19 protein-coding genes are annotated in these 22,047 nt (G+C 68.0%); 10 read left to right on the top strand and 9 right to left on the bottom strand.

What is annotated here, in order from left to right; genetic code table 11:
* Window positions 1–17 precede the first annotated feature (17 nt).
* Window positions 18–698, bottom strand: a complete 681-nt coding sequence (locus E3O25_RS17225; RefSeq protein WP_198411007.1) for an HNH endonuclease signature motif containing protein — start codon at window positions 696–698, stop codon at window positions 18–20.
* 214 nt (window positions 699–912) lie between these two features.
* Between E3O25_RS17225 and E3O25_RS16290 the strand changes: the two genes are divergently transcribed.
* On the top strand, window positions 913–1,833 hold the full coding sequence (locus E3O25_RS16290) for an NAD-dependent epimerase/dehydratase family protein (RefSeq protein WP_166787775.1): 921 nt from the start codon (window positions 913–915) through the stop codon (window positions 1,831–1,833).
* Window positions 1,834–1,837: 4 nt separating this feature from the next.
* On the opposite strand, the gene E3O25_RS16285 is transcribed toward E3O25_RS16290, so the two are convergent.
* From E3O25_RS16285 to E3O25_RS16275, 3 genes are all read right to left on the bottom strand, one after another.
* The gene (locus tag E3O25_RS16285) at window positions 1,838–2,344 is read right to left on the bottom strand and encodes an SRPBCC domain-containing protein (protein ID WP_092106668.1); all 507 of its coding nucleotides are present in this window, start codon (window positions 2,342–2,344) and stop codon (window positions 1,838–1,840) included.
* A 71-nt stretch (window positions 2,345–2,415) separates the two neighbouring features.
* Entirely contained in the window at window positions 2,416–3,990 is a 1,575-nt protein-coding gene (locus E3O25_RS16280; protein ID WP_134361639.1) for an NAD(P)/FAD-dependent oxidoreductase, read from the bottom strand.
* A 208-nt stretch (window positions 3,991–4,198) separates the two neighbouring features.
* Window positions 4,199–5,158: a LysR substrate-binding domain-containing protein gene (locus E3O25_RS16275; RefSeq protein ID WP_134361638.1), complete on the bottom strand. Its 960-nt coding sequence runs from the start codon at window positions 5,156–5,158 to the stop codon at window positions 4,199–4,201.
* A gap of 157 nt (window positions 5,159–5,315) precedes the next feature.
* Between E3O25_RS16275 and E3O25_RS16270 the strand changes: the two genes are divergently transcribed.
* The 4 genes from E3O25_RS16270 to E3O25_RS16255 all read left to right on the top strand — a co-directional run bounded on the left by E3O25_RS16270 (window position 5,316) and on the right by E3O25_RS16255 (window position 14,140).
* Complete coding sequence (locus E3O25_RS16270; protein ID WP_092106662.1) at window positions 5,316–8,897, top strand: bifunctional proline dehydrogenase/L-glutamate gamma-semialdehyde dehydrogenase; 3,582 nt, start codon at window positions 5,316–5,318, stop codon at window positions 8,895–8,897.
* A gap of 189 nt (window positions 8,898–9,086) precedes the next feature.
* A complete protein-coding gene (locus E3O25_RS16265; protein ID WP_092106660.1) occupies window positions 9,087–10,109 on the top strand; it encodes a 3-oxoacyl-ACP synthase III in 1,023 nt (340 codons plus the stop codon).
* Window positions 10,110–10,326: 217 nt separating this feature from the next.
* The gene (locus E3O25_RS16260) at window positions 10,327–13,146 is read left to right on the top strand and encodes an alpha/beta fold hydrolase (RefSeq protein WP_092106843.1); all 2,820 of its coding nucleotides are present in this window, start codon (window positions 10,327–10,329) and stop codon (window positions 13,144–13,146) included.
* A 10-nt stretch (window positions 13,147–13,156) separates the two neighbouring features.
* Window positions 13,157–14,140: an NAD(P)-dependent oxidoreductase gene (locus E3O25_RS16255; protein WP_092106658.1), complete on the top strand. Its 984-nt coding sequence runs from the start codon at window positions 13,157–13,159 to the stop codon at window positions 14,138–14,140.
* 112 nt (window positions 14,141–14,252) lie between these two features.
* On the opposite strand, the gene E3O25_RS16250 is transcribed toward E3O25_RS16255, so the two are convergent.
* The 3 genes from E3O25_RS16250 to E3O25_RS16240 form a co-directional block, all read right to left on the bottom strand.
* Entirely contained in the window at window positions 14,253–14,606 is a 354-nt protein-coding gene (locus E3O25_RS16250) for a GntR family transcriptional regulator (protein ID WP_241988628.1), read from the bottom strand.
* 5 nt (window positions 14,607–14,611) lie between these two features.
* A complete protein-coding gene (locus tag E3O25_RS16245; protein WP_092106654.1) occupies window positions 14,612–15,619 on the bottom strand; it encodes a hypothetical protein in 1,008 nt (335 codons plus the stop codon).
* A gap of 68 nt (window positions 15,620–15,687) precedes the next feature.
* Window positions 15,688–16,065, bottom strand: coding sequence for a GntR family transcriptional regulator (locus E3O25_RS16240; RefSeq protein ID WP_206750224.1), 378 nt, complete (start codon window positions 16,063–16,065; stop codon window positions 15,688–15,690).
* A gap of 171 nt (window positions 16,066–16,236) precedes the next feature.
* On the opposite strand from E3O25_RS16240, the gene E3O25_RS16235 reads away from it, so the two are divergent.
* On the top strand, window positions 16,237–16,989 hold the full coding sequence (locus tag E3O25_RS16235; RefSeq protein WP_134361637.1) for an ABC transporter permease: 753 nt from the start codon (window positions 16,237–16,239) through the stop codon (window positions 16,987–16,989).
* A 3-nt stretch (window positions 16,990–16,992) separates the two neighbouring features.
* Here E3O25_RS16235 and E3O25_RS16230 read toward each other — a convergent pair whose 3' ends face one another.
* Window positions 16,993–17,430, bottom strand: a complete 438-nt coding sequence (locus E3O25_RS16230; RefSeq protein ID WP_092106650.1) for an Lrp/AsnC family transcriptional regulator — start codon at window positions 17,428–17,430, stop codon at window positions 16,993–16,995.
* Between the two features lie 224 nt (window positions 17,431–17,654).
* Here E3O25_RS16230 and ddaH point away from each other — a divergent pair, with 224 nt between their 5' ends.
* The 4 genes from ddaH to E3O25_RS16210 all read left to right on the top strand — a co-directional run bounded on the left by ddaH (window position 17,655) and on the right by E3O25_RS16210 (window position 20,650).
* Window positions 17,655–18,503, top strand: coding sequence for a dimethylargininase (ddaH, locus tag E3O25_RS16225; protein ID WP_092106647.1), 849 nt, complete (start codon window positions 17,655–17,657; stop codon window positions 18,501–18,503).
* On the top strand, window positions 18,500–19,813 hold the full coding sequence (rocD, locus tag E3O25_RS16220) for an ornithine--oxo-acid transaminase (protein WP_241988627.1): 1,314 nt from the start codon (window positions 18,500–18,502) through the stop codon (window positions 19,811–19,813). Before ddaH ends, rocD begins: the two co-directional genes overlap by 4 nt.
* 239 nt (window positions 19,814–20,052) lie before the next feature.
* A complete protein-coding gene (locus E3O25_RS16215) occupies window positions 20,053–20,259 on the top strand; it encodes a ribbon-helix-helix protein, CopG family (RefSeq protein WP_092106645.1) in 207 nt (68 codons plus the stop codon).
* Between the two features lie 16 nt (window positions 20,260–20,275).
* On the top strand, window positions 20,276–20,650 hold the full coding sequence (locus tag E3O25_RS16210; protein WP_134361636.1) for a type II toxin-antitoxin system death-on-curing family toxin: 375 nt from the start codon (window positions 20,276–20,278) through the stop codon (window positions 20,648–20,650).
* A 14-nt stretch (window positions 20,651–20,664) separates the two neighbouring features.
* Here the strand turns inward: E3O25_RS16210 and E3O25_RS16205 are convergent, their stop codons facing one another.
* The gene (locus E3O25_RS16205; RefSeq protein ID WP_092106641.1) at window positions 20,665–22,041 is read right to left on the bottom strand and encodes an alpha-hydroxy acid oxidase; all 1,377 of its coding nucleotides are present in this window, start codon (window positions 22,039–22,041) and stop codon (window positions 20,665–20,667) included.
* Window positions 22,042–22,047: the final 6 nt, after the last annotated feature.

Genomic DNA, 22,047 nt, shown 5'->3' with positions numbered 1-22,047 from the left:
CCGAGCAACGAGTAGTTCTAGGTGCGCCAGGGTGGTTCGGGGCTGGGGGTGTTGGCGCGGTGGGTGTGGGCTGGCCGCCAGGTTTGGGTGGGGTCCCAGAGCAGTGGGCCGCGTACCTGGGGTCGGCCGTTGATCATGCGGATCTGCCAGCCGTTGGTGTCGATGGTGTGGTGATGAAACCAGCACAAATTTGTTCCGTTGTCGACGTTGGTTGGTCCGCCCTTGCCGGCGGGGATGATGTGGTGCACTTCGGTCCAGCGGGCGGGGATGGTGCAGCCGGGGATGATGCAGCCGCCGTCGCGGGCGGCGATGGCGGCTCGTTGTTTGGGGGCGAAGCGGCGCACCGTCTCGCCGAGGTAGAGCATGGCGCCGTTCTCGCCGAAGATGACGTGTTGGGAGCCGCCGGTGCAGATGGTTTCCTTGACCCGTCGCATCGAGATGGGCGCGTCGATGCCGTCGATCCAGCCGACGCCGCGGCCTGCCTGGAGGTCGGTGGTGGAACGTAGTCTGGCCCCATCGAGCTTACGACCGAGACCCTCGAGTGCCGCCAGCACCGCGATGGCCTCAGCATCGTCGAAGTACCCAAAGGTCACACCGTCAAACGCCGCCGCCAGAAGGGCACCGGCCTGAGCGACCGCCTCAACCCGGGAACCCTCCGGCACGGGACCGGCTGCGGCGGGCGGGGCGGTGAGGGTCATGGCGACGGTGCCTCCTTCACCCACAATTCTACCGCACACCACCCCTAAACGCGAGAGAATCTCAGCAATAAACTGACAGAAATTCGGAATTAACTATGACTTCGCACTCGGGCGATTCCTGATGGATCATGTGGCAAAAGACGGTACGGAGCACCGCTTGTCTGTCAGACTCGCCGAGAACAGACCACTGTGACAGGCGAAGCGAATGGACCCCATGAACACACACCTCGTTGTCGGAGCCGGCCTGATCGGCCGACCGCTCGCTGAACGCCTCGTTGCGCGCGGCGACACTGTGACCATTGCGACCCGGTCCGGCTCCGCCGTCGCCGGAGCCACGACTCGGGTGTTGGACGCGAGTGATCCGGTTGACTTTCCCCGCGCAGCAGCGCATGCCTCCACCATCTTTCTCTGCACGAATCCGCCCTACACCGATTGGGCGGCGCAGTGGCCGCCCATCTACGACGCGGCGATCGCGGCGGCATCCGCTTCGGGCGCACGCATCGTAGTCATGGGCAATCTCTATCCGTACGGGTCCCCGACCGGGGCCATGACCGAACACTCCCCGGAAACCACGACGGAGACCAAGGGACTCGTTCGCCGGGCCGGGTGGGCGAAGCTGCGCGCCGCCCACGATGCCGGCCACATTCAGGCCGTCGAGGTGCGGGCGAGCGACTACTTCGGGCCGGGAGCCACCGGCACCGCGCACCTCGGTGAGACCTTCTTCACCGCGGTGCGGCGCTCGAAAACAGCTCATGTCGTGGGCAAACCACAGCTCGCGCACAGTTGGAGCTACCTGCCCGACATCGTGACCACCCTCATCGCCGCTGCGGATTACACCGGTGACTGGGGCCGAATCTGGCACGTTCCCAGTGCAAGCGTCAGCCGCTCAGACATCGCCGGGCAGCTCAATCACCAGTACGGCTCGCGGGCGAAGGTCTCCGGGTATCCGCAGTGGCTGCTGCGCTCGCTCGGCGTGGTCAACCCGCTCATGCACGAGGTGTGGGCCTCGAGTTACCAGTTCGTCGTGCCGTTCGTCATCGATTCCACCGAGACGCAGCGTGAACTCGGAGTGACCGCTACGCCATGGCACGAGGCGCTTATCACCACTGCCGAGAGTTATCGCAGCACGAAGTGACCGGTCAGGCGGTACGCACCGGAACGATGAGGTCCTTGTAGAACTGGGCGTGCGCGGGGTAGTAGTGCTCCCACTCCGGCAGTAACAGACCGGCCCGCGAGGCGACCAGGCGATCGAGGTAGTAGTCCCAGCCCGGCCCGACCGTGGCGGCCTCAGACGCAGAGCGTAAGCGTTGCCCGAACGTGAGGTTCGTCATGCCGTCGCCCTCGACCAGGTGGAACAGCGCGCGCCAGGAGTCCTCGCCCTCGCCGAAATCGCCGTTGAACCGATGCGGAGCCTGGCATTCGCGAATACTCACGTACTCCCATTTGGCGTCCGGCTCCGCCGTCATCTTGAATTTGACCGCTCCGGTCGCCGGCGAGCCGGTATAGGTGCCGATCCACTTCTCGAGCTCGGCCGGCCGGGTCAGGCTGGCCCAGACCTGTTCGATCGGCGCATTGAACAACCGATTCAGCATGAGATACAGGCCGTCTTCGCGGTGAACGAGGCGCCCGGTGGGCTTGGCTGACATGGTGACCTCCACTGTGAGTGAAACGCGAGTCTTAACTCAGGCTAGGCCCTATTGGGCCCCTCGGCTATACGTCAGGACCCCTCCAAAACGGCCATGGCGGCGTTGTGGCCGCCAAGCCCGCTGACCCCGCCGCCGCGCCGTGCTCCGGCCCCGCAGATCAGAATGCGAGCATGCTCGGTGGCGACTCCCCAGCGCTCGGCGGGCGTGTCGCGCGGCGCATCGTCTTCGAGGAACGGCCACGAGAGGGGCCCGTGAAAGATGTTGCCGCCGGGCAGGTTGAGGGCATGCTCGAGATCGAGGGTGGTCTTGGTTTCGATGCAGGGGTGACCGTCGGCATCCGTCATCAGCAGTGCTTCGATCGGTTCGGCGAGCACCGAGTTGAGCGAGGTCAGCACGGCGGCCTGCAGCTGGGCCCGCATCGACGTGTTATTGCCCTCGGAAAGCGCCCGATTCGGGGTGTGCAGCGCGAACACGGTGAGGGTGTGCGCCCCGGTCGCGGCGAGCTCGGGCGGCAGAATGCTCGGATCCGTCAGCGAATGGCAGTAGATTTCGCACGGCAGCACGCTCGGAATCTCGCCGGCCAGAGCCTGCGCGAACGCGGTCTGCAGCTGCTCGTAGGACTCATTGATATGAAAGGTGCCGCCGAAGGCCGCTTCGGGAGACACGCTCGCGTCCTTCAAGCGCGGCAGCCGGGTGAGCATCAGGTTGACCTTTACCTGCGCGCCTTCCGGCTTCGGTTGGGCCGGCGAAGAAGCGGATGCCCCGCCCGCGGCCAGCAAACCCTGCAGCACCCACGGCGCCACGTTCGCCAGCACCACGCCTCCGGTCACAGTTTGCAGCCGCCCGTGCTGCCGGTAGGTCACCACGCCGTCGGCAGTGAGGGACTCGACGTCGGCGCCGACGTTGAGACGAGCGCCGGCGCTGTGCGCCGCCCGTTCGAGCGCCCCGGTCACGGCGCCCATCCCCCCGATCGGTACGTCCCAGTCTCCGGTGCCGTTGCCGATCACGTGGTACAGAAAGCAACGGTTGGCGTCGAGGCTCGGATTGGTGAGGCTTGTGAACGTGCCGATCAGGCCGTCGGAGGCGACGACGCCGCGCACCAGATCGTTGTCGAACCGGTCGGAGATTACCTCGCCGAGCGGCCGCTCGATCAAAGAATTCCAGAGTGCATCGTCGCCGACCAGCCGCCGGGCCTCCGAGCGGGTGAGCAGCGGTTCACACACCGTCGGAAACACCGCCCGGGCCAGGCGGGCGGTGTCGTCGTAGAAGGCGGTCCAGGCCTTGAAATCGGCTGCGGCACCCATGCGCGCGAACGAGGCTCGGGTCGCGTCGGCGTCTTCTTGGTCCACGAGCAGTCCGGCAGCCGAACGCCCCGGCGTATACGACGAGTATCGACGCCGCGTCAGCTCGATGTCGAGCCCCAGCTCGCGAATGATTCTCGTGGGCAGCAGGCTGACGAGGTAGGAGTAGCGCGAGAGGCGCGCACCCGTGCCGGGGAAGGCATCCGCTGAAATGGCGGCGCCGCCGACCTGCGCCTCGCGCTCGAGTACCACCACGCTGCGCCCGGCCTGGGCCAGGTAGGCGGCGGCGACGAGGCCGTTGTGGCCGCCCCCGAGAATCACGACGTCGTGTGTAGGTTCGCTCATGGCCAGAGCCTAGCGAGCGTCTCCTCATCGCCCCGTGGCTAATTCAGGAAATCCTGCCGACCGCGCACCGGGCTGCCGCACTGGTTCAGGAGTTTGGGGCTCGTCGGCTGGTGATTTTCCTGAATTAGCCACCGGGGGAGCGGGGCAACCGGGTGCCAGGGCCCGAAAAGTCGGCAAAATGTGCCAACTCGGCCCCAAACTGACCCGGCTAGACCGGCGCGAGGGGCTCGAATGGGCGCGGCGGCTCGAGCGGGTCGGACTCGGTGGGCTTGGCGACCTTGCTCACCGCGCGGTCGAGGGCGCCGCGCACCGCGACCACCCCCGGACGCTCTGCACTCGACCGCCGCGCGGCCGAGAACAGCGTGCGGTGCGGGGTGCCCGGAAGGTCGTGCAGCTGCACGGCCGGCATGCGCCCGGCCCAGACCAGGTCGGGCAGGATTCCCACGGCGTTGCCCGATTCGATCAAGCGGATGTGCGCGATCAGGTCGGCGGTCTCGAACCGCACGTCGGGTTCGAACCCGGCCGAGCGGCAGAGCTGCGTGGCCCACTGCCGGGACGCGGTGCCGACCGGTTCCATCACCCACGGCAGCCCGGCGGTCTGTTCGAGGGTCGCCGCGGTGACCCGCTCGGTGCCCGCCGGCGGCACCGCGAGCCGCAGCGCATCCGTCGCGAGGTTGATCCGGTCAAGGTCGGGCCAGTGCGCGCGGGTGTGGCCGGGGTACTGCTCGGCGAGCACCAGGTCGAAGTCGCGCGCGGCGACCTCGAACAGACCGCGCTCGGGCTCCCGCTCGGTCACCTCCACCCGCAGCGCCGGAAAGTCCTCGGCCAGCAGCGTGAGCGCCCGTGGAATCACCGCGAGGGCCGCCGATTGAAACACGGCCACCCGCACGGTGCCCGACACGGTCGTCGTGCTCGCGCGCAGGTCGGCTTCGGCGAGCTCGAGCCGCTCCAGCAGGTGGGTGGTGTGCTCGACCAGAATCTCGGCCTGCTGGGTGAGCTGCACCCGGCGGCCCACCTTCTTGAGCAGCACGACGCCGGCCTCTTTTTCCAGCAGGGCAAGCTGCTGCGACACCGCCGAGGGGCTGTAGGCGAGCGCCGTAGCGACCCCGGCGAGGGTGCCGCGAATCTTCAGTTCGCGCAGCAGCCGCAGGCGCCTGACATCCAGCATGCGTCGCCCCTTACACCGTTCGCCGTCCCGGAAACCAAATCATTAGAAAGTCTAACGAATATTATGCATAAACAATTGCTTTTGCTAAATATAGGCTGGCCCCAGACTTGAACCACCAGAGCAACCCATCCGCGAACGAAAGACTAGTCTCGTGACCATGACCAACGCCTCCACCCGTCCCGCCAACGAGGATTTCAGTTCGGAGGTCGTCACGCTCGTCAAGAAATGGCTCGACGAAAGCGCCACCATCCCAGCGGATGCCGCGGCCGAGCGGCTCGCCGGCGTGCTGAAGGACCCGAACGGCCTGGACTTCACGGTGGGCTTCGTTGACGGCGTCATGCGCCCCGAAGACAAGATGGTCGCCGGCTACAGCCTGGCCAAGGTGGCCAAGAAGGCACCCGGCTTTCTGCCGCCGCCCATGCGGGCGGCCATCGGGCTCGGCGGGATTCTCGGACCGGTGCTGCCCTGGGTCGTCATTCCCGCCGCCCGCACCGTGCTGCGCCAGATGGTCGGTCACCTCGTCGTTGACGCGACCCCCGACAAGCTCGGCCCGGCGCTCGCGCACCTGAAAGAGGGCGGCAACCGCCTCAATATCAACCTGCTCGGCGAGTCCGTGCTCGGCGAGAAAGAAGCGCTCGAACGCCTCGAGGGCACCAGGCGCATCCTCGAACGCCCCGACGTGGACTACGTCTCGATCAAGGTGTCGTCCATCGCCAGCCAGCTGTCGATGTGGGCCTTCGACGAGACCGTTGCCCGCGTGATCGAACGCCTGACGCCGCTGTTCGAGTTCGCAGCGGCATCCGCTACCCCGAAGTTCATCAACCTCGACATGGAGGAATACCGCGACCTCGACCTCACCATCGCGGTGTTCGAGGGGCTGCTCGACCAGCCCCAGCTTGCCCAGCTCGAGGCCGGTATCGTGCTGCAGGCCTACCTGCCCGACGCCCTCAGCGCCATCCAGGGCCTCACCCACTGGGCCCAGAACCGCCGCGCCGCGGGCGGTGCGCCGATCAAGGTGCGCCTGGTGAAGGGTGCCAACCTCGCCATGGAGCACGTCGACGCCGCCGTGCACGACTGGCCGCTCGCGACCTTCTCGAGTAAACAGGAGAGCGACACCAACTACAAGCGGGTGCTCAACTGGGCGCTCACCCCGCAGAATACCGACGCGGTGAAGCTCGGCATTGCCGGGCACAACCTGTTCGATGTGGCTTGGGCGCACCTGCTCAGCGTCGCCCGCGGCGTCGACGATCGGGTCGAGTTCGAGATGTTGCTGGGCATGGCTACCGGCCAGGCCCAGGCCGTGCGCAAGGACGTCGGCCAGCTGCTGCTCTACACGCCCGTCGTCGACCCCGCCCAGTTCGACGTGGCCATCAGTTACCTCATTCGCCGGCTTGAAGAGAACGCCAGCCAGGAGAACTTCATGTCGGCCGTGTTCGAGCTGACCAGCAACCCCGAGCTGTTCAACCGCGAGAAGGCCCGCTTCCAAGCCTCCCTCGACGCCCTTGACGACGTAGTTCCAACCCCCAACCGCGTGCAGGATCGCTCGAGCAGCTACGACCTGGATCGGCTTGCCGCCGCCCACACGGATGCCCGCAGTCAGGGCGTCGAGACCGCTTCCGACGTCGACCCGCAACTGACCAGTGCACTTCTCGGTATCACCCGCGGCTCGGTCCCCCTGCAGTCGAGCTTCCACAACGAACCCGACACCGACCCTTCGCTGCCCGCCAACCGGGCCTGGGGGCGCCGCATCCTGGCTCGCGCCGACGCATCCGTTCTCGGTACCGCGACCATCGAAGCCGCCGCCGTTCCCGACGAGGCAGCGCTGGGCACCATCATCGACGGCGTCCTTGAAGCCGGCGCAGCCTGGGGCCAGAAGACCGGCGCCGAACGCGCCGCCGTGCTGCACCGCGCCGGCCTGGCGCTCGCCGCCAACCGCGACCGCCTGATCGAGGTCATGGCGAGCGAGTGCGGCAAGACCATCGCCGAGGGTGACGCCGAGGTGAGCGAGGCCGTCGACTTCGCCCACTATTACGCCGAACGAGCCAAGGACCTCGACCGCGTGCAGGGCGCCATCTTCGTGCCGTCCAAGCTCATCGTGGTCACCCCGCCGTGGAACTTCCCGACCGCCATCCCGGCCGGCGGTATGCTCGCCGCCCTCGCCTCCGGTGCGGGCGTTGTCGTCAAGCCCGCCACGGTTGCCCAGCGCACTGGCGCGGTCGTCGTCGAAGCCCTCTGGGAAGCCGGAATTCCGCGCGAGCTGCTCGCGCTGGTCAACCTGCCCCACCGCGACCTCGGCGCCAAGCTCATCGCGCACCCCGCGGTGAATCGGGTCATCCTCACCGGCGGCTATGAGACGGCCGAGCTGTTCCGTTCGTTCCGCCAGGACCTGCCCCTGCTCGCCGAGACCAGCGGCAAGAATGCCATCATCGTCACCCCTTCGGCCGACTTTGACCTCGCCGCCGCCGACGTCGTGAAGAGCGCCTTCGGGCACGCCGGCCAGAAGTGCTCGGCCGCGAGCCTGGTGATTCTGGTCGGATCGGTCGCGAAGTCCGAACGGTTCCTCGGACAGCTGGTGGACGCTGCGACCTCGATCAGGGTCGGCCCGGCGAGTGACCCGGTCACCCAGATGGGCCCGATCATGATGCCGGCCGCCGATAAGCTGCTGCACGCCCTGACCACCCTCGGCGCGGAAGAGAAGTGGCTGGTCGAGCCCAAACAGCTCGATGAGACCGGCAAGCTGTGGTCGCCGGGCATTCGCACGGGCGTCGCCCCCGGATCGTACTTTCACCTCACCGAGTTCTTCGGACCGGTGCTCGGGGTGATGCACGCGCGCAACCTGGAAGAGGCCATCCGCTTGCAGAATGCCGTCGACTTCGGGCTTACCACCGGCCTGCACTCGCTCGACGCCGACGAGCTGGCTCTCTGGGTCGACACAGTGGAAGCTGGCAACCTCTACGTGAACCGCGGCATCACCGGCGCCATCGTGCAGCGCCAGCCGTTCGGTGGCTGGAAGCGCTCCGCCGTGGGCGCTGGCACCAAGGCCGGCGGCCCGAACTACCTGCTGGGTCTCGGCAGCTGGGTCAACGAGCCCGGCCGCAATAGCTCGACGCTGCACCTGCGCGGTCTCGAGCAGCGCGTCACCGACATCATCGAGGCCAGCCAGCCCTTTCTCGACTACGCGGACTTCGACGTGCTGCGTCGCTCAGCCGTGAGCGACGCCCTGGCCTGGCGTGAAGAGTTCAACGTCGTGCGTGATGCGACCGACCTCGGCGTGGAGCGCAACCTGTTCCGCTACCGCGCGCTGCCGGTCACCGTGCGTCTGACCGAAACCGGCACTCTCGCACAGCTGTTGCGCGTGATCGCCGCCGCGACCCTGTCGACGTCGCGCTTCGACGTGTCGAGCACCGTGCCGGTGCCGCCCGCCGTGCGCAACATCCTCGCCGAGCGGGAGATTCCGGTGGTCGTCGAAAGCGATGAGGAATGGCTGACCAGAGCACGCTCCGGCGGTATCACGACCAGCCGCGTGCGCCTCATCGGCGGCGACCCGGTGCTGGGAGCGCGCCAGGCGGCATCCGCTCTCGCCGAGGCCCTCAGCGGCAGCCCCGACATTGCCGTGTTTTCGAACGCGGTCACCCAAGCCGGTCGCATCGAGGTGCTGCCGTTCCTGCGCGAACAGGCCATCTCGATCACCGCCCACCGGTTCGGCAACCCGAGCACCCTCTCCGAGGGCGTGATCTAGGCCCGATCCGGTTCGTAACTGCGGTGATTCTCACTTGATTTGGGGCGGCTGAAGGCGAAATCTCCGCAGGTCTGCGCGGGCAGGCGCGACCGGGCACACAGGCTACGCGCGGTTTACATACAGTTTCGTGGGGCAAACTCCTAGGGGACGTATGATTACCGCTGTCCACAATTCGACAGGGGTTCACGCTTGAACGGAAATGCGACGACGACGCATCGAAACGTCGCTTTGTTGTCGGTCGCCAGCCTGATGGCGCCCCTCATCACGACGTCGGAAGAGATCGATCTTCGGCTGAAGCCGGTTCTGGCGCGCCTCAAACTGCCGACCGGGCTGCTGCAGCGTGTGGCCGGCGTGTACGAGCGCCGCAACTGGGGACCGAACGAGACTTTCGACGACGCCGCGGTCAAGGCCGGCAAGATCGCCTTGAAAGAGGCCGGCATCAAGCCGAGCGACGTGGGCCTGCTCATCAACACCTCGGTCACTCGCAAGCACCTCGAACCCTCGGTGGCCGTGCGCATTCACCACGGACTCGGCTTGCCGTCGTCGGCGATCAACTTCGACATCGCCAACGCCTGCCTCGGCTTCGTCAACGGCATGACCCTCGCCGCACAGCTCATCGACAGCGGGCAGATCAAATACGCCGTGATCATCGACGGCGAAGACGCCGACGAGATCCAGACCAACACCATCGACCGCCTCGGCCGCCCGGGAATCAAGCGCAAAGACTTCATGAGCGAGTTCGCGAGCCTCACCCTCGGCTCGGGCGCTGCCGCTGCCGTGCTCGGCCCAGCGGATGCCCACCCCGGCGGCCACCGCATCCTCGGCGGCGTCACCCGCGCGGCCACCCAGTTCAACGGGCTGTGCGTCGGCAGTGTCGACGGCATGTTCACCGACGCGAAGGCGCTGCTCAAGGGCGGGATGGAACTGGTCGTCTCGGCCTGGACCGAAGCCAAACGCGACTGGAGCTGGTCGAACATGGACCGCTACATCGTGCACCAGGTCTCGGACGTGCACACCAATGCCATCGTCAAGGCCACCGGCATGGACAAGACCAAGGTGCCGCTGACCTATCCAACGCTCGGCAATGTGGGCCCGGCATCGATTCCGATCACGCTTTCCCAGGAGGCGTCGAAGCTGCAGCCGGGCAACCGGGTGCTGCTGATGGGGGTCGGCTCTGGCCTCAACACCGCCATGATGGAACTCGTCTGGTGATCGGCGGTGCCCGGGCCCCGTCTCGCCGTCTGCGTGATGCCAACTTCGGCTCCATGAACCGCGCAACCGCCCACGAGATGCCAATTTCGGCTCCATGGAACGGCGAAAAGGGGCCGAGAATGGCATCTCACAAAAACCAAGGGGCCGAAAGTGGCTTCTCGGGCCTAAGAGGAGTGTGACCGAGATCCGCGCAACCGCAGCTTCCCGACTTCCGCGCATGGTGTCGGCCGTGGCGACCCTGCCACCGACCGGGCTGGCCGGGCTGCGGCCGGAGTGGTCGCGGCTGGTCGAGGTCGCCGAGAGCGGCGCGCCCGGCGTCACCCACGGCTGGCATGTGCTCGACAACGGCGCAGAGCTCGATGCGCTTGGCGTGATTCCGGTCGGAACCATTCTGTGTGTGCACGGCAACCCCACCTGGTCCTATCTCTGGCGCAGCCTGCTCTCGGCCGCAACGGATGCAGCACAGTCCGGCGCGCCCGCTTGGCGCGTGATCGCCGTCGACCAGCTCGACATGGGTTTCTCGGCTCGCACCGGGGGTTTTCGTCCCCTCGCCCGCCGGGTGCGTGACCTCGGCGATCTCACCGACGCGCTCGACCTGACCGGCCCGGTGATCACCCTCGGCCACGACTGGGGCGGCGTGGTCTCGCTCGGCTGGGCCGTCGACCACTCCGACTTACTGTCCGGTGTCATGCTGCTCAACACCGCGGTGCACCAGCCGGCCGGCGACCAGGTCCCGGCGCCGCTGCGGCTCGCCCTCGCGCGCGGCATTCTCGGCCCGGCGACCGTCGCGACGCCGGCGTTCCTCGCCACGACGCTGAACCTCGCGCATCCGCCACTGTCGACCGAGGTCAAGCGCGGCTACCGCGCGCCGTACCGCACGAGCGATCGTCGAGGCGGAATCGGCGGCTTCGTCGCCGATATCCCCGTCGCGCTCACCCACGAGAGTCGGCCCGAACTCGACCGCATCGCCGAGGGCGCGCGCGCTCTCACGGTGCCGACACTGCTGCTCTGGGGTCCGCGCGACCCGATTTTCAGCGACCGCTACCTCGACGACCTGGTCGAACGGATGCCACACGCCCGCGTGCACCGGTTTGAGGGGGCCGGGCATCTGCTCGCCGAAGACGCGGACTACGCCGCTGCCGCGCTGCTCTGGCTCGGCGACGCGGCCGCGCCAGCTCCGTTGGCCGAGCCTGTCGAGACCGCCGTGGGCGCACCGGCGGCCGCGTGGGAAGCCGCGGGGACGCATCCGCTCTGGCATTACCTCAACGAACTGCAGAACTCCGACGACACCGCCCTCGTCGACATGCTGCCAGCCCCGCGCAGGGTCAGCTGGCGGCTGCTGTCGCGCCGAGTGCGGCAGATCGGCGCCGGTCTCGTTCACATCGGCGTCAAGCCCGGCGACCGCGTCTCACTGCTCGTGCCTCCAAGCGCCGACCTCACCGCGGTGCTCTACGCCTGTGTGCGCATCGGCGCGATCGTCGTCGTAGCGGATGCCGGCCTCGGCCTGGCCGGCCTCACCCGCGCCGTGCGCGGCGCCCGCCCCGACTTCGTCATCGGGGCCGCTCCCGGCCTGATGGCCGCCCGCGCTCTCGGCTGGCCGGGACGCAAAATCTCGGTCGCCCGCTTTCCGGCCCCGATGGCCCGCCTGCTCGGCGTGGAGCACACCCTGGCCGAGCTGATCGACCTGGGACAGGCCAGGCTCAGCGCCGGCGACGATCTTCCGCCGGAGCCCGCGCCGAGCGACCCGGCGGCCGTGCTGTTCACCTCCGGGTCGACCGGCCCGGCCAAGGGCGTCGTCTACACGCACGGGCAGCTCTCCGCGGTGAGCCGCGCCCTCTTCCTGCAGTACGGCGTGGGCGTCGGCACCGGCCTTGTGGCCGGCTTCGCCCCGTTCGCGCTGCTCGGCCCGGCCCTCGGTGCTCGTTCGGTCACCCCCGACATGGACGTCACTGCGCCCAAGACCCTCACCGCCACCGCGGTCGCGGCCGCCGTCGCCGCGGCTGCTGGTGAAACTCGAGGCGCGACGGTCGTCTTTCTCTCGCCCGCCGCCCTCGTGAACGTCGTCGCGACCGCCGCCGCGCTCGAGCCAGCCGACCATGCAGCCCTCGCCGGCGTGCAACGTTTTCTCTCGGCCGGCGCGCCCATCTCCGAGAGCCTGCTCGCCCAGGCCGCCGCCCTCATGCCGCACGCAACCGCGCACACCCCGTACGGCATGACCGAAGGCCTGCTCATGGCCGATATCACCCTCGACGGCATTCGCGAGGCAGCCGCGAGCATCGCCAACGTTCCCACAGCGGATGCCGCAGCCCACGACGGCGAGTCCGCCACCCTGCTCCAGACGGCGGTCTCGACCAGCAGCGCTGCTGCGGCCGCGAGCGCTCCGGCTGCACGCGAGTCGGTCTCGGCCCTGAACCCGGCCGGGGGCGTCTGCGTCGGGGGGTCGACCGCGACCACGCGCATCCGCATCAGCGCGCTCGACGCGAGCGGGGCATCCGTTGGGGAACTGTCGGTCGAGCCCGACGTGACCGGCGAGATCGTGGTGTCGGCGCCGCACGTCAAGGACCATTACGACCGGCTGTGGCTGACCGAGCGGGCCTCGCGGCGCGGTGCCGTCGAAGGCGAACGCTGGCACCGCACCGGCGACGTCGGCCACCTCGACAGCGCGGGCCGGCTCTGGGTCGAGGGCCGAATGCCGCACGTCATCGTGACGGCCGACGGTGTGGTCACCCCGGTCGGTCCGGAGCAGCGCATCGAATCGCTTGCCGAGGTATCACGTGCCGCCTTCGTCGGTGTCGGTCCGGTCGGCACGCAGCAGCAGGTTGCCGTGGTCGAAACCGTGCCGCCGGCCCGCCGGGTGCACCGGGCGCCCGAGCCGCTCGCCGCCGCCGTGCGCGCACGGGTTGGCACGCCGGTCGCCGCCGTTCTGGTCGTGCCGGGCCTGCCTACCGATATTCGGCACAACTCCAAGATCGACCGCAGCCGTCTGTCGCGCTGGGCCACCGGCATCCTCTCTGGCGGGCGCTGGACTCAGCCATGAGGGGCGCGCCGTGAGAGTACTCGTGACGGGAGCCAGCGGCTTTCTCGGCCGCGCCGTCGCCGCCGATATCAGTGCGGCGGGCCACGAAGTGCGCACTTTTCAGCGGCGGCCGTCGGGCCTGACCGGCGTCGAAGACGTGCACGGCTCGATCATGACCGCCGCCGACACCCCCTATGCCGGCCTCGCCTATGCCGTGAGCGGCATGGACGCGGTCGTGCACCTCGCCGCCAAGGTCTCGCTCACCGGCGACCCGGCCGAGTTCGAGGCGGTCAATGTCGGCGGCACCCGAACCGTGGTGCAGGCCTCTCACACTGCCGGCGTCTCTCGATTCGTCTACGTCTCCTCGCCGTCGGTGGCCCACGCCGGAGCCTCGATCATGGGCTCCGATGCTCTGCCGGCTTCGCCGGAGCACGCCCGCGGCGACTATGCCCGCACCAAGGCCAGGGCCGAACTGCTCGCGCTCGCCGCTGACGCGCCCGGATTCAGCGTGGTGGCCGTGCGGCCGCACCTGGTCTGGGGCCCCGGCGACACCCAGCTGATCGACCGCGTCGTCGATCGCGCCCGCCGTGGCCGGTTGCCGCTGCTCGGGCACGGTGCGGCGCTCATCGACACCACCTACGTCGAGAACGCCGCCTCTGCGATCCACGCGGCGCTCGATGCGTGCGACCGGGTGCACGGGCAGTCCTACGTGATCACCAACGGTGAACCGCGACCGGTCGCGGAACTGCTCGCCGGTATCTGTGGTGCGGCCGGCGTGACCGCTCCGAACTGGCGGGTGCCGGCATCCGCTGCCCGCGCCGCCGGTTCGGTCATCGAGGCCATCTGGCGCCGTCGCCCCGGCACGGACGAACCGCCGATGACCCGGTTTCTGGCCGAGCAGCTCTCCACCGCGCACTGGTTCGACCAGCGGCGCACCCGCGCCGACCTTCGCTGGACCCCGTCAGTCTCCCTCGACGAGGGCTTCCGCCGCCTGGCCGCCCACTATCGCCCCTAGCGCCACCCGCCCCCACTGCTATTGCGGACGGGGCCCGGGCCCCGTCCCCGGGCCCAGTCTATAAACTGGGCCCACGGTCCGGGCCCGGGCCCCGTCCGGGTGGCGCCGAGTGCTACGAACGGATGCCGAGGGCCGCGCGCGCGAACGCGAGCGCCTCCCCGGGTGCGACGCCAAGCTGGCGCGCCTTGCCGGCGAACGCCACGGCGGCGACCTGAACCTGCTGCTGGGCGGCCGTACCACTCGCGGCGATGAAGGACCCGTTGCGGCCCCGCGTCTCGATGACCTCGTCACGCTCGAGCTCGCGATAGGCACGCGCAACGGTGTTGGCGGCGAGCCCCAGATCTTCGGCGAGCTTGCGCACGGTCGGCAGCTTGTCGCCGGGAGCCAGCTCGCCCGAACGCACCGCGGCGAGCACCTGCACCCGCAACTGCTCGTAGGGTGGGGTCGCCGAGCGCGGATCGATCATCAGGATCATGCCGGGGTCTTCGTTCGGCTGCCCTGATCCGGCCGCTCGCCGGGCTGATCATCACCAGCGGCCCCGCGCGCTCGACGTCGGTCGAGTTCGACGGCCGTCTCGGGCCACAGCCGGCGCAGAAAGTGTGTCGTACTCCGATTTCGCAGGCTCGTCAGGCTCCAGCTCGTGAGCACGACGACGAGCACCGGGCCCATGATCGTGAATGAGCCGATCAAAATCTCGCCGATCGAGCCGGGCGTCGGCCGGTCGATCGCCTCGCTCAACGAGAGGAACAGCACGCAGGAGCTCACGGCCGCGATGATCCCGGGAATCCCCACCAGGCTGCGCAACGTGGTGCTCCGAAAGGCATCGCTCCAGGCCAGTTGAGTGTAGGTTTCGGCGGGTTGGCCGCGGCCGAGCAGAGCGTTGGCCGCCGCCCAGGTGACCAGGCTCGCGGCGGTCGCGATCGCCAGCAGCAGCCCGGCCGGCCAGAGAATGGTGCGCACCGAGACGTCGTCGAACACCCGATCTGGGTTGATCGCGATGACGCCGAGCACCGCAATATAGCCCAGGGTGGCGAGGCCCAGCAGGCCCAGCGAGAACGCGCGGTCGAGCGGGGTGACGTAGTCGGCCAGTCCGGGGGAGACGCTGCGCGCCAGCCGCGGCGCATCGGCCACCGGCGCGAACGCCGAGCGGGAATCGTTGCCGCTCAACGCCACCGTTGATCCGACCGTCATCGCGACCACGACCAGGAGCCCGTTCCACGGGCTCTGACTCCCATCCGTCACCAGCAGCGCCGCCACTCCCAACAGGAGCCCCACCATCGACCCGACGATCCCCGCGCGCTCGCGGCGATAGATCCGGCTGGACAGCTCGGAAACGATCTCGGGGACCAGCGCGAGCCCGACCTGCCGGGAGTAGGCCTGCAGCATCCGCTTGCGTGGTTCGGCACGTGCGTCATAGATCAAGCGGATGCCGAGAACCGCCAGTACCAGCGCCGCCATGATCAGTACGACCGTATCCACGAGACCCTCCCTTTGTGTCTATTTTGTACCAGAGTAGCAATACAAAATGAGCGGCGCAAGGCCGCTGGTCAGGCCTCGGAACGGCGACTGAGGGCGTCCGTGACCAGGGCGAGGGCGGCCTCCGGGCTCACGCCGAGTTGCTCGATGCGCGTAGCGAAAGCGTCGGCCGCGGCCTGCGCATTGCGATCGGCCGCATCGCCGTTGGGGGCGATGAACGATCCGAACCGGCCACGCGTTTCGATCACGCTGTCCCGTTCCAGCTCGCGATAGGCGCGCGCGACAGTGTTCGTGGCCAGGCCCAGCTCGGCGGCGAGGGCCCGCACGGTCGGCAGGCGGGTGTCGTGGGCCAACTCGCCGGAGCGCACGGCCGCAACCACCTGGCTGCGCAACTGCTCGAACGGCGGCGTACTCGACCGGGGATCAATGGCAATAAAGGAAGCGGGCACGGGACCCTCCGTTCAACGTTATGGGCAATTTTGCCTCGCTACAACACAAGCTGCAACAGCATACTCACGGTACGTTCTTTCGGTACTCTCCGCGATGCCGGTCGATGCCGGCGAAGCGGCCGATAGCCCGCTCGCGCGTAAAGGCCGACGCGGGCTGGGTAGGCTCGAACAATGACCCTTCCCGCAGAGCTCGCCGGCCTGCTGCCAACCCTGGTCGGCGTTGTATTGCTGCTCGCGGTGGTCGTGACGGTGCTGCGCGGCTATCGCACGCAGCATCCGTTCGCGCCGGCGTTCGCGCTGCTGCGCGGAACCCTGCAACTGGCCGCGATCAGCCTGATTCTCAGCGGAATTATCAACGACCCGCTCTGGGTCGGTGTCGGCCTGCTCGTCATGTTCGCGGCGGCCGTCGGCACTGTCACCCGTCGCATCGGTTTCAGCCGAGCACACCTGGTGCGCGTGGCCTCGGCCATGGCGCTCGGCGTGATCGTGACGCTCAGCATTGTTTTTGCCACCGGCGCGATCGAGTTCTCGCCGCGCTACGTGCTCGCGATCGGCGGCATCATCATCGGCAATGCCATGTCGATCGCCACTCTCAGCGGGCGCCGCTTTTCCGAGGCGGTCGGCGACCACTGGGACGAAGTCGAGGGCTGGCTCGCGCTCGGGGCCACGCCGCGGCAGTCCTCTCGCGATCTGGCCAGGCGGGCCGTCTACTTCGCCATGATTCCGTCCACCGACCAGACCAAGACCACCGGGCTGGTGACGCTGCCGGGGGCGTTCGTCGGAGCGATCTTCGGGGGAGCCTCGCCGCTCGAGGCCGGCCGGTTTCAGATCGTCGTGCTCGCCGGCATCCTCTGTGCGGGGTCGATCGCCGCGGTCACCCTGCTGCACCTGATTTCCCCGGTGACCCAGAAGCCGGTTCCCTAGCCACTATTCGATCGAGCGGTGGATCAGCCGGGACAAAACGATCGCGCTGCGAGTGTGATCCACGTTGGGGGCCAGACGCACCTTTTCCAGCGCCGCCTCCAGCCCGGGGATGTCCCGCGCACGAATGTGCACCATGGCATCCGCGCTGCCGGTGACGGTACCCGCATCGACGACTTCCGGCACGCCGGAGAGAATACGCAGTAATTCGTCGGGGGCAACGGTGCCCCGGCAGAACAGCTCGACGTAGGCCTCCGTGCTCATGCCGTCGACGGCCGGGTCAACCTGAATGGTGAAGCTGCGAATGACCTTGTCGGCCACGAGCCGGTCGACGCGGCGTTTCACAGCGGATGCCGACAGGCCCACCACCGAGCCGATGTCACCATAGCCGGCGCGCGCGTTCTGGCGCAGCAGGTCGAGAATGCTGTGATCGAGGTTGTCCATGGGGTGAGTCTAGGGGGGAGTGCTACGTAAAATTGCGTTCGCACCGGAGATCTCGAAGATTTCTTGCGCAGATCAGCGTGAAACGTTGAATCATGCTGTGTGAGACTGAGGATGGCGTCCCGGAACGATCAGTGTTGGTCGTGCCGGGCTCTCGTGAGCGACCTGGTCCGCCATCCACCCCGAGTTGCGTCGGCCGCAGGCCCTCGCCTCCCCGAAGGAGCCTCATGTCGATCGACGCCCCCGTTCTCTCCGAAGCAACCGCCGTGCCCGTGCGTACCGCCACCAAGCGCACCGTGCTTATGTGTAAGCCGCAGTTTTTCACCGTGGTGTACCGCATCAACCCGTGGATGGACCCGGCCCTGCCCACCGACACCTCGCTCGCCGTCAAGCAGTGGCAGACCCTCTACGACACCTACGTCGGCCTCGGCTTCGACGTGCAGCTGATCGATCCGATCGACGGTCTGCCCGACATGGTCTACGCGGCTAACGGCGGCTTCGTCATCGACAACCAGGCCTACGGCGCCAAATTCACCCACGTGCAGCGCCAGCCGGAGGGCCCCGCCTACATGGAGTGGTTCGGCGCCAACGGCTTCGACGTGCGTGTTCCGGTAGAGACCAACGAGGGCGAGGGTGACTTTCTGCTGGTCGGCGACGTCATTCTGGCCGGCACCGGCTTTCGCAGCGACTCCAACAGCCACGCCGAACTCTCGATCATCGCCGGCCGTCCGGTGATCACCCTGCGCCTGGTCAACCCGAGTTTTTACCACCTCGACACCGCCGTCGCCGTGCTCGATGACACGACCATCGCGTACCTGCCCAGCGCCTTCGACGCACCGAGCCTCGCCATTCTGCAGGAACGCTACCCCGACGCCGTCATCGTCACCGAAGAGGATGCCGCCATCCTCGGCCTCAACTCCTACTCGGACGGCTACAACGTCGTCATCGCGGCCCGCGCCAAGGACTTCGAACGCCAGCTGCGCGAGCGAGGCTACAACCCGATCGGCGTCGACCTGTCCGAGCTGCTGCTCGGCGGCGGCGGCGTGAAATGCTGCACGCTCGAGCTGCGCCGATGACTACCGAGACCGCGAACCCGACCCTGAAGGAGCACGACATGACCACGAACCTGACCGCCGAAGCCGCGCCCACAGCATCCGTTTCGCCCGCATCCGTTTCTCCAGCCGCCCTCATCGCCCAGGAGAGCGCGCACGCCGCACACAATTACCACCCGCTCGAGGTTGTCGTCGCAACCGGCGACGGTGCCTGGGTAACGGATGTCGCGGGTCGCCGCTACCTGGACTGCCTCGCCGCTTACTCCGCCGTCAACTTCGGGCACTCCAACCCGGTGCTGCTGGACGCCGCCCGGGCGCAGCTGGGTCGCATCACGCTGACCAGCCGGGCCTTCTACAACGACCAGCTCGGCCCGTTCGTGACTGCCCTGGCCGAACTGGCCGGCAAAGACATGGTGCTGCCGATGAACACCGGCGCGGAAGCGGTCGAATCCGGCATCAAGGTGGCCCGCGCCTGGGGTTACCGGGTCAAGGGCGTGGCGCCCGACCAGGCCAACATCATCGTCGCCGCTGGCAACTTCCACGGCCGCACCACCACCATTATCAGCTTCTCCGACGACGAGTCGGCCCGCGCCGACTTCGGCCCGTTCACCCCCGGTTTTCGCACCGTGCCCTACGGCGATGCCGCAGCGCTCGAAGCCGCGATCGACGAGAACACCGTGGCCGTGTTGCTCGAACCGATCCAGGGCGAGGCCGGCATCGTCGTGCCGCCGGCAGCGTATCTGCCCGCCGTGCGCGAGATCACCACACGCCACCGGGTACTGTTCATCGCCGATGAGATTCAGTCGGGGCTCGGCCGCACCGGCTCGACCTTCGCCTGCGACCTCGTGGGCGTCGTGCCCGACCTGTACCTGCTCGGCAAGGCGCTCGGCGGCGGCATCGTGCCCGTGTCGGCCGTGGTCGGCAACGCGGACATTCTCGGGGTGCTGCACCCGGGCGAGCACGGCTCGACCTTCGGCGGCAACCCGCTCGCCGCGGCCGTCGGCCTCGCCGTCGTGAAGATGCTGGCCAGCGGCGAATACCAGCAGCGGGCGACCGAGCTCGGTGCCCGCCTGCACGCCGGGCTCTCGGCGCTGGTCGGACACGGCGTAGTCGAGGTGCGCGGTGTTGGGCTCTGGGCCGGCATCGACATCGACCCCGCGCTCGCGCCCGGCCGGGTGGTCTGTGAGGCGCTCCTGGCCCGCGGGGTGCTTGCCAAGGACACCCACGGCTCGACGATCCGCCTCGCGCCGCCGATCGTGGTCTCGGCCGACGACGTGGACTGGGCCGTGGAGCAGTTGCGTCTCGTGCTCGAAGACCTCGCCGGCGCGAAGTAGGCCCCCCTACCGGCTGGCACCCGGGGCGAACGCATGGCCGCGCCCGTAGCTGGCGCGGTCATCCGCTGATTATTTCTGTACCACCTTCGACACCCGGCGCGGTGGCGCCTCGGAGAACGACACCCTCGTCCTGCGGGCTTTTCGTGAGCACTTGGGCTCGACCGCGCGTTCGAGCGGATGATTCGCGCCGGTTCGAAAGAACACCTTGCATGGTGGTATTAAAGTGATACCATTCCCGCATGGCTATGACAGTGCGACTGCCCCAAGAACTCGATTCGGCACTCGAAGCGATTGCGCGCCAGCGGCACATCTCCAAACACGCCGCGCTCGTCGAGGCTGCGGACCGGTTCGTGCGCCAGGAATCAAAGACTGAACGCGTGCTGGCGAGCGTCGACGAGACCACTCGCGACTACGCCGAGCTGCTGCAGAAACTCGAAGACACATAAGCCAGACCGACTCGACATGACCGAATACATCGAACCCGAACAGGCCGTTGCAACAGTCGCCTACCTCGGGCTGCATATTCGCGACACAGGGCTGCTGTTCTCGGCGCTCGCCCGGCCCTCCGCCAGCATGTTCGGTGAAGACGCCTACGCCACTCTCGAGCATAAAGCGGCAGCACTCTTCTCTTTGCTGGCCCAGAACCATCCTTTGTTCGACGGTAACAAGCGCCTGTCCTGGATTCTTACCCTGGCCTTCCTCCGTCTCAACGGCTTTCGCGTCGTCATGCCCACCGACAAGGCCTTCTCGCTCGTGCTGGCCGTGGCACAGAGCGAGAAAGACCTCGACGAGATCGCCGCGATCCTCCACCAGCATCTCGTACCGGCGGAGGACTGATCATGCGGCGCGGGCTACTGCGTCGAAGTTGTCTTTCGCGGCGCACGCTTCGCGGGCGTGCCAGTGACAATTGATGCGCTGACCGTCTGCTTCGGCGCAGCGGGTTTGCGTACAGGAGCCTTCCGCGCCGGAACCGCCTCGGCCGCGGCGACCAGCGGCGCGGCGACCGGCTGCAGCCGGGCCAGCTGGGTCACGTGACCGGGGTTCAACTCCTCGAGCGCGTTCACGCCGAGCAGGCGCATGGTGCGAGCCACCTGCTCCGACAGGATCGCAATCGTGCGATCGACCCCGGCCTCGCCGCCGGCCATCAGGCCATACAGGTAGGCGCGACCGATCATCGTGAAACGGGCGCCGAGGGCGACCGCGGCCACCACGTCGGCACCGCTCATGATGCCCGTGTCGAGGTGCACCTCGGTATGGGCGCCGACCTCGCGCGCCACCTGCGGCAGCAGGTGGAACGGAATCGGTGCGCGGTCGAGCTGGCGACCGCCGTGATTCGACAGGGTGATGCCGTCCACGCCGAGGTCAACGAGACGCTTGGCATCGTCGAGGTTCTGCACACCCTTGACCACGACCTTGCCCGGCCATTGCGCCTTGATCCAGGCGAGGTCCTCGAAGTCGACCGTCGGGTCGAACATGGTGTCGAGCAGGTCCGCGACGGTTCCGCTCCAGCGGTCGAGGCTCGCGAACGAGAGCGGCTCCGTGGTCAGAAAGTTGATCCACCATTCCGGGCGCGGCAGCGCATTGACGACGGTGCCGAGGGTGAGCGCCGGCGGAATCGAGAATCCGTTGCGCTTGTCGCGCAGCCGGGCACCGGCCACGGGAACGTCCACGGTCACCAGCAGGGTGTCGTACCCGGCCTTAGCGGCCCGGTCGACGAGGGCCATCGAACGGTCGCGATCCTTCCACATGTACAGCTGGAACCAATTGCGGCCGTTCGGGTTGGCGGCCTTGACGTCTTCGATCGAGGTCGTGCCCATGGTTGACAGCGCGAAGGGAATGCCGGCGCGGGCGGCAGCGTGCGCCCCGGCGATCTCGCCCTCGGTCTGCATCATGCGGGTGAAGCCGGTGGGCGCGATGCCGAACGGCTGCGCCACCGGCGCACCGAGAACGTCCCAGCCGGTCGACACGGTCGATACGTCACGCAGAATCGACGGGTGGAACTCGATGTCCTCGAAGGCCTGGCGGGCCCGGCCCAGCGAGATCTCCGCCTCGGCGGCGCCCTCGGTGTAGTCGAACGCGGCCTTCGGCGTGCGCTTCTTGGCGATCGCGCGCAGGTCGGCGATCGTCAGGGCGCCGTCGAGGCGGCGCTTCCTGGCATTGAGCTCCGGCGTCTTGAACTTCATCAGCGGGGCGAGATCTCTGAACCTGGGGATGCGTCGTTGAACCATGGTCGT

It is taken from the genome of Cryobacterium sp. TMT1-3 (genome assembly GCF_004402315.1).
Lineage (GTDB): Bacteria > Actinomycetota > Actinomycetes > Actinomycetales > Microbacteriaceae > Cryobacterium > Cryobacterium luteum.
Note: the sequence above shows the minus strand (reverse complement) of the source record. Positions and strands in the feature narration are given on the sequence as shown.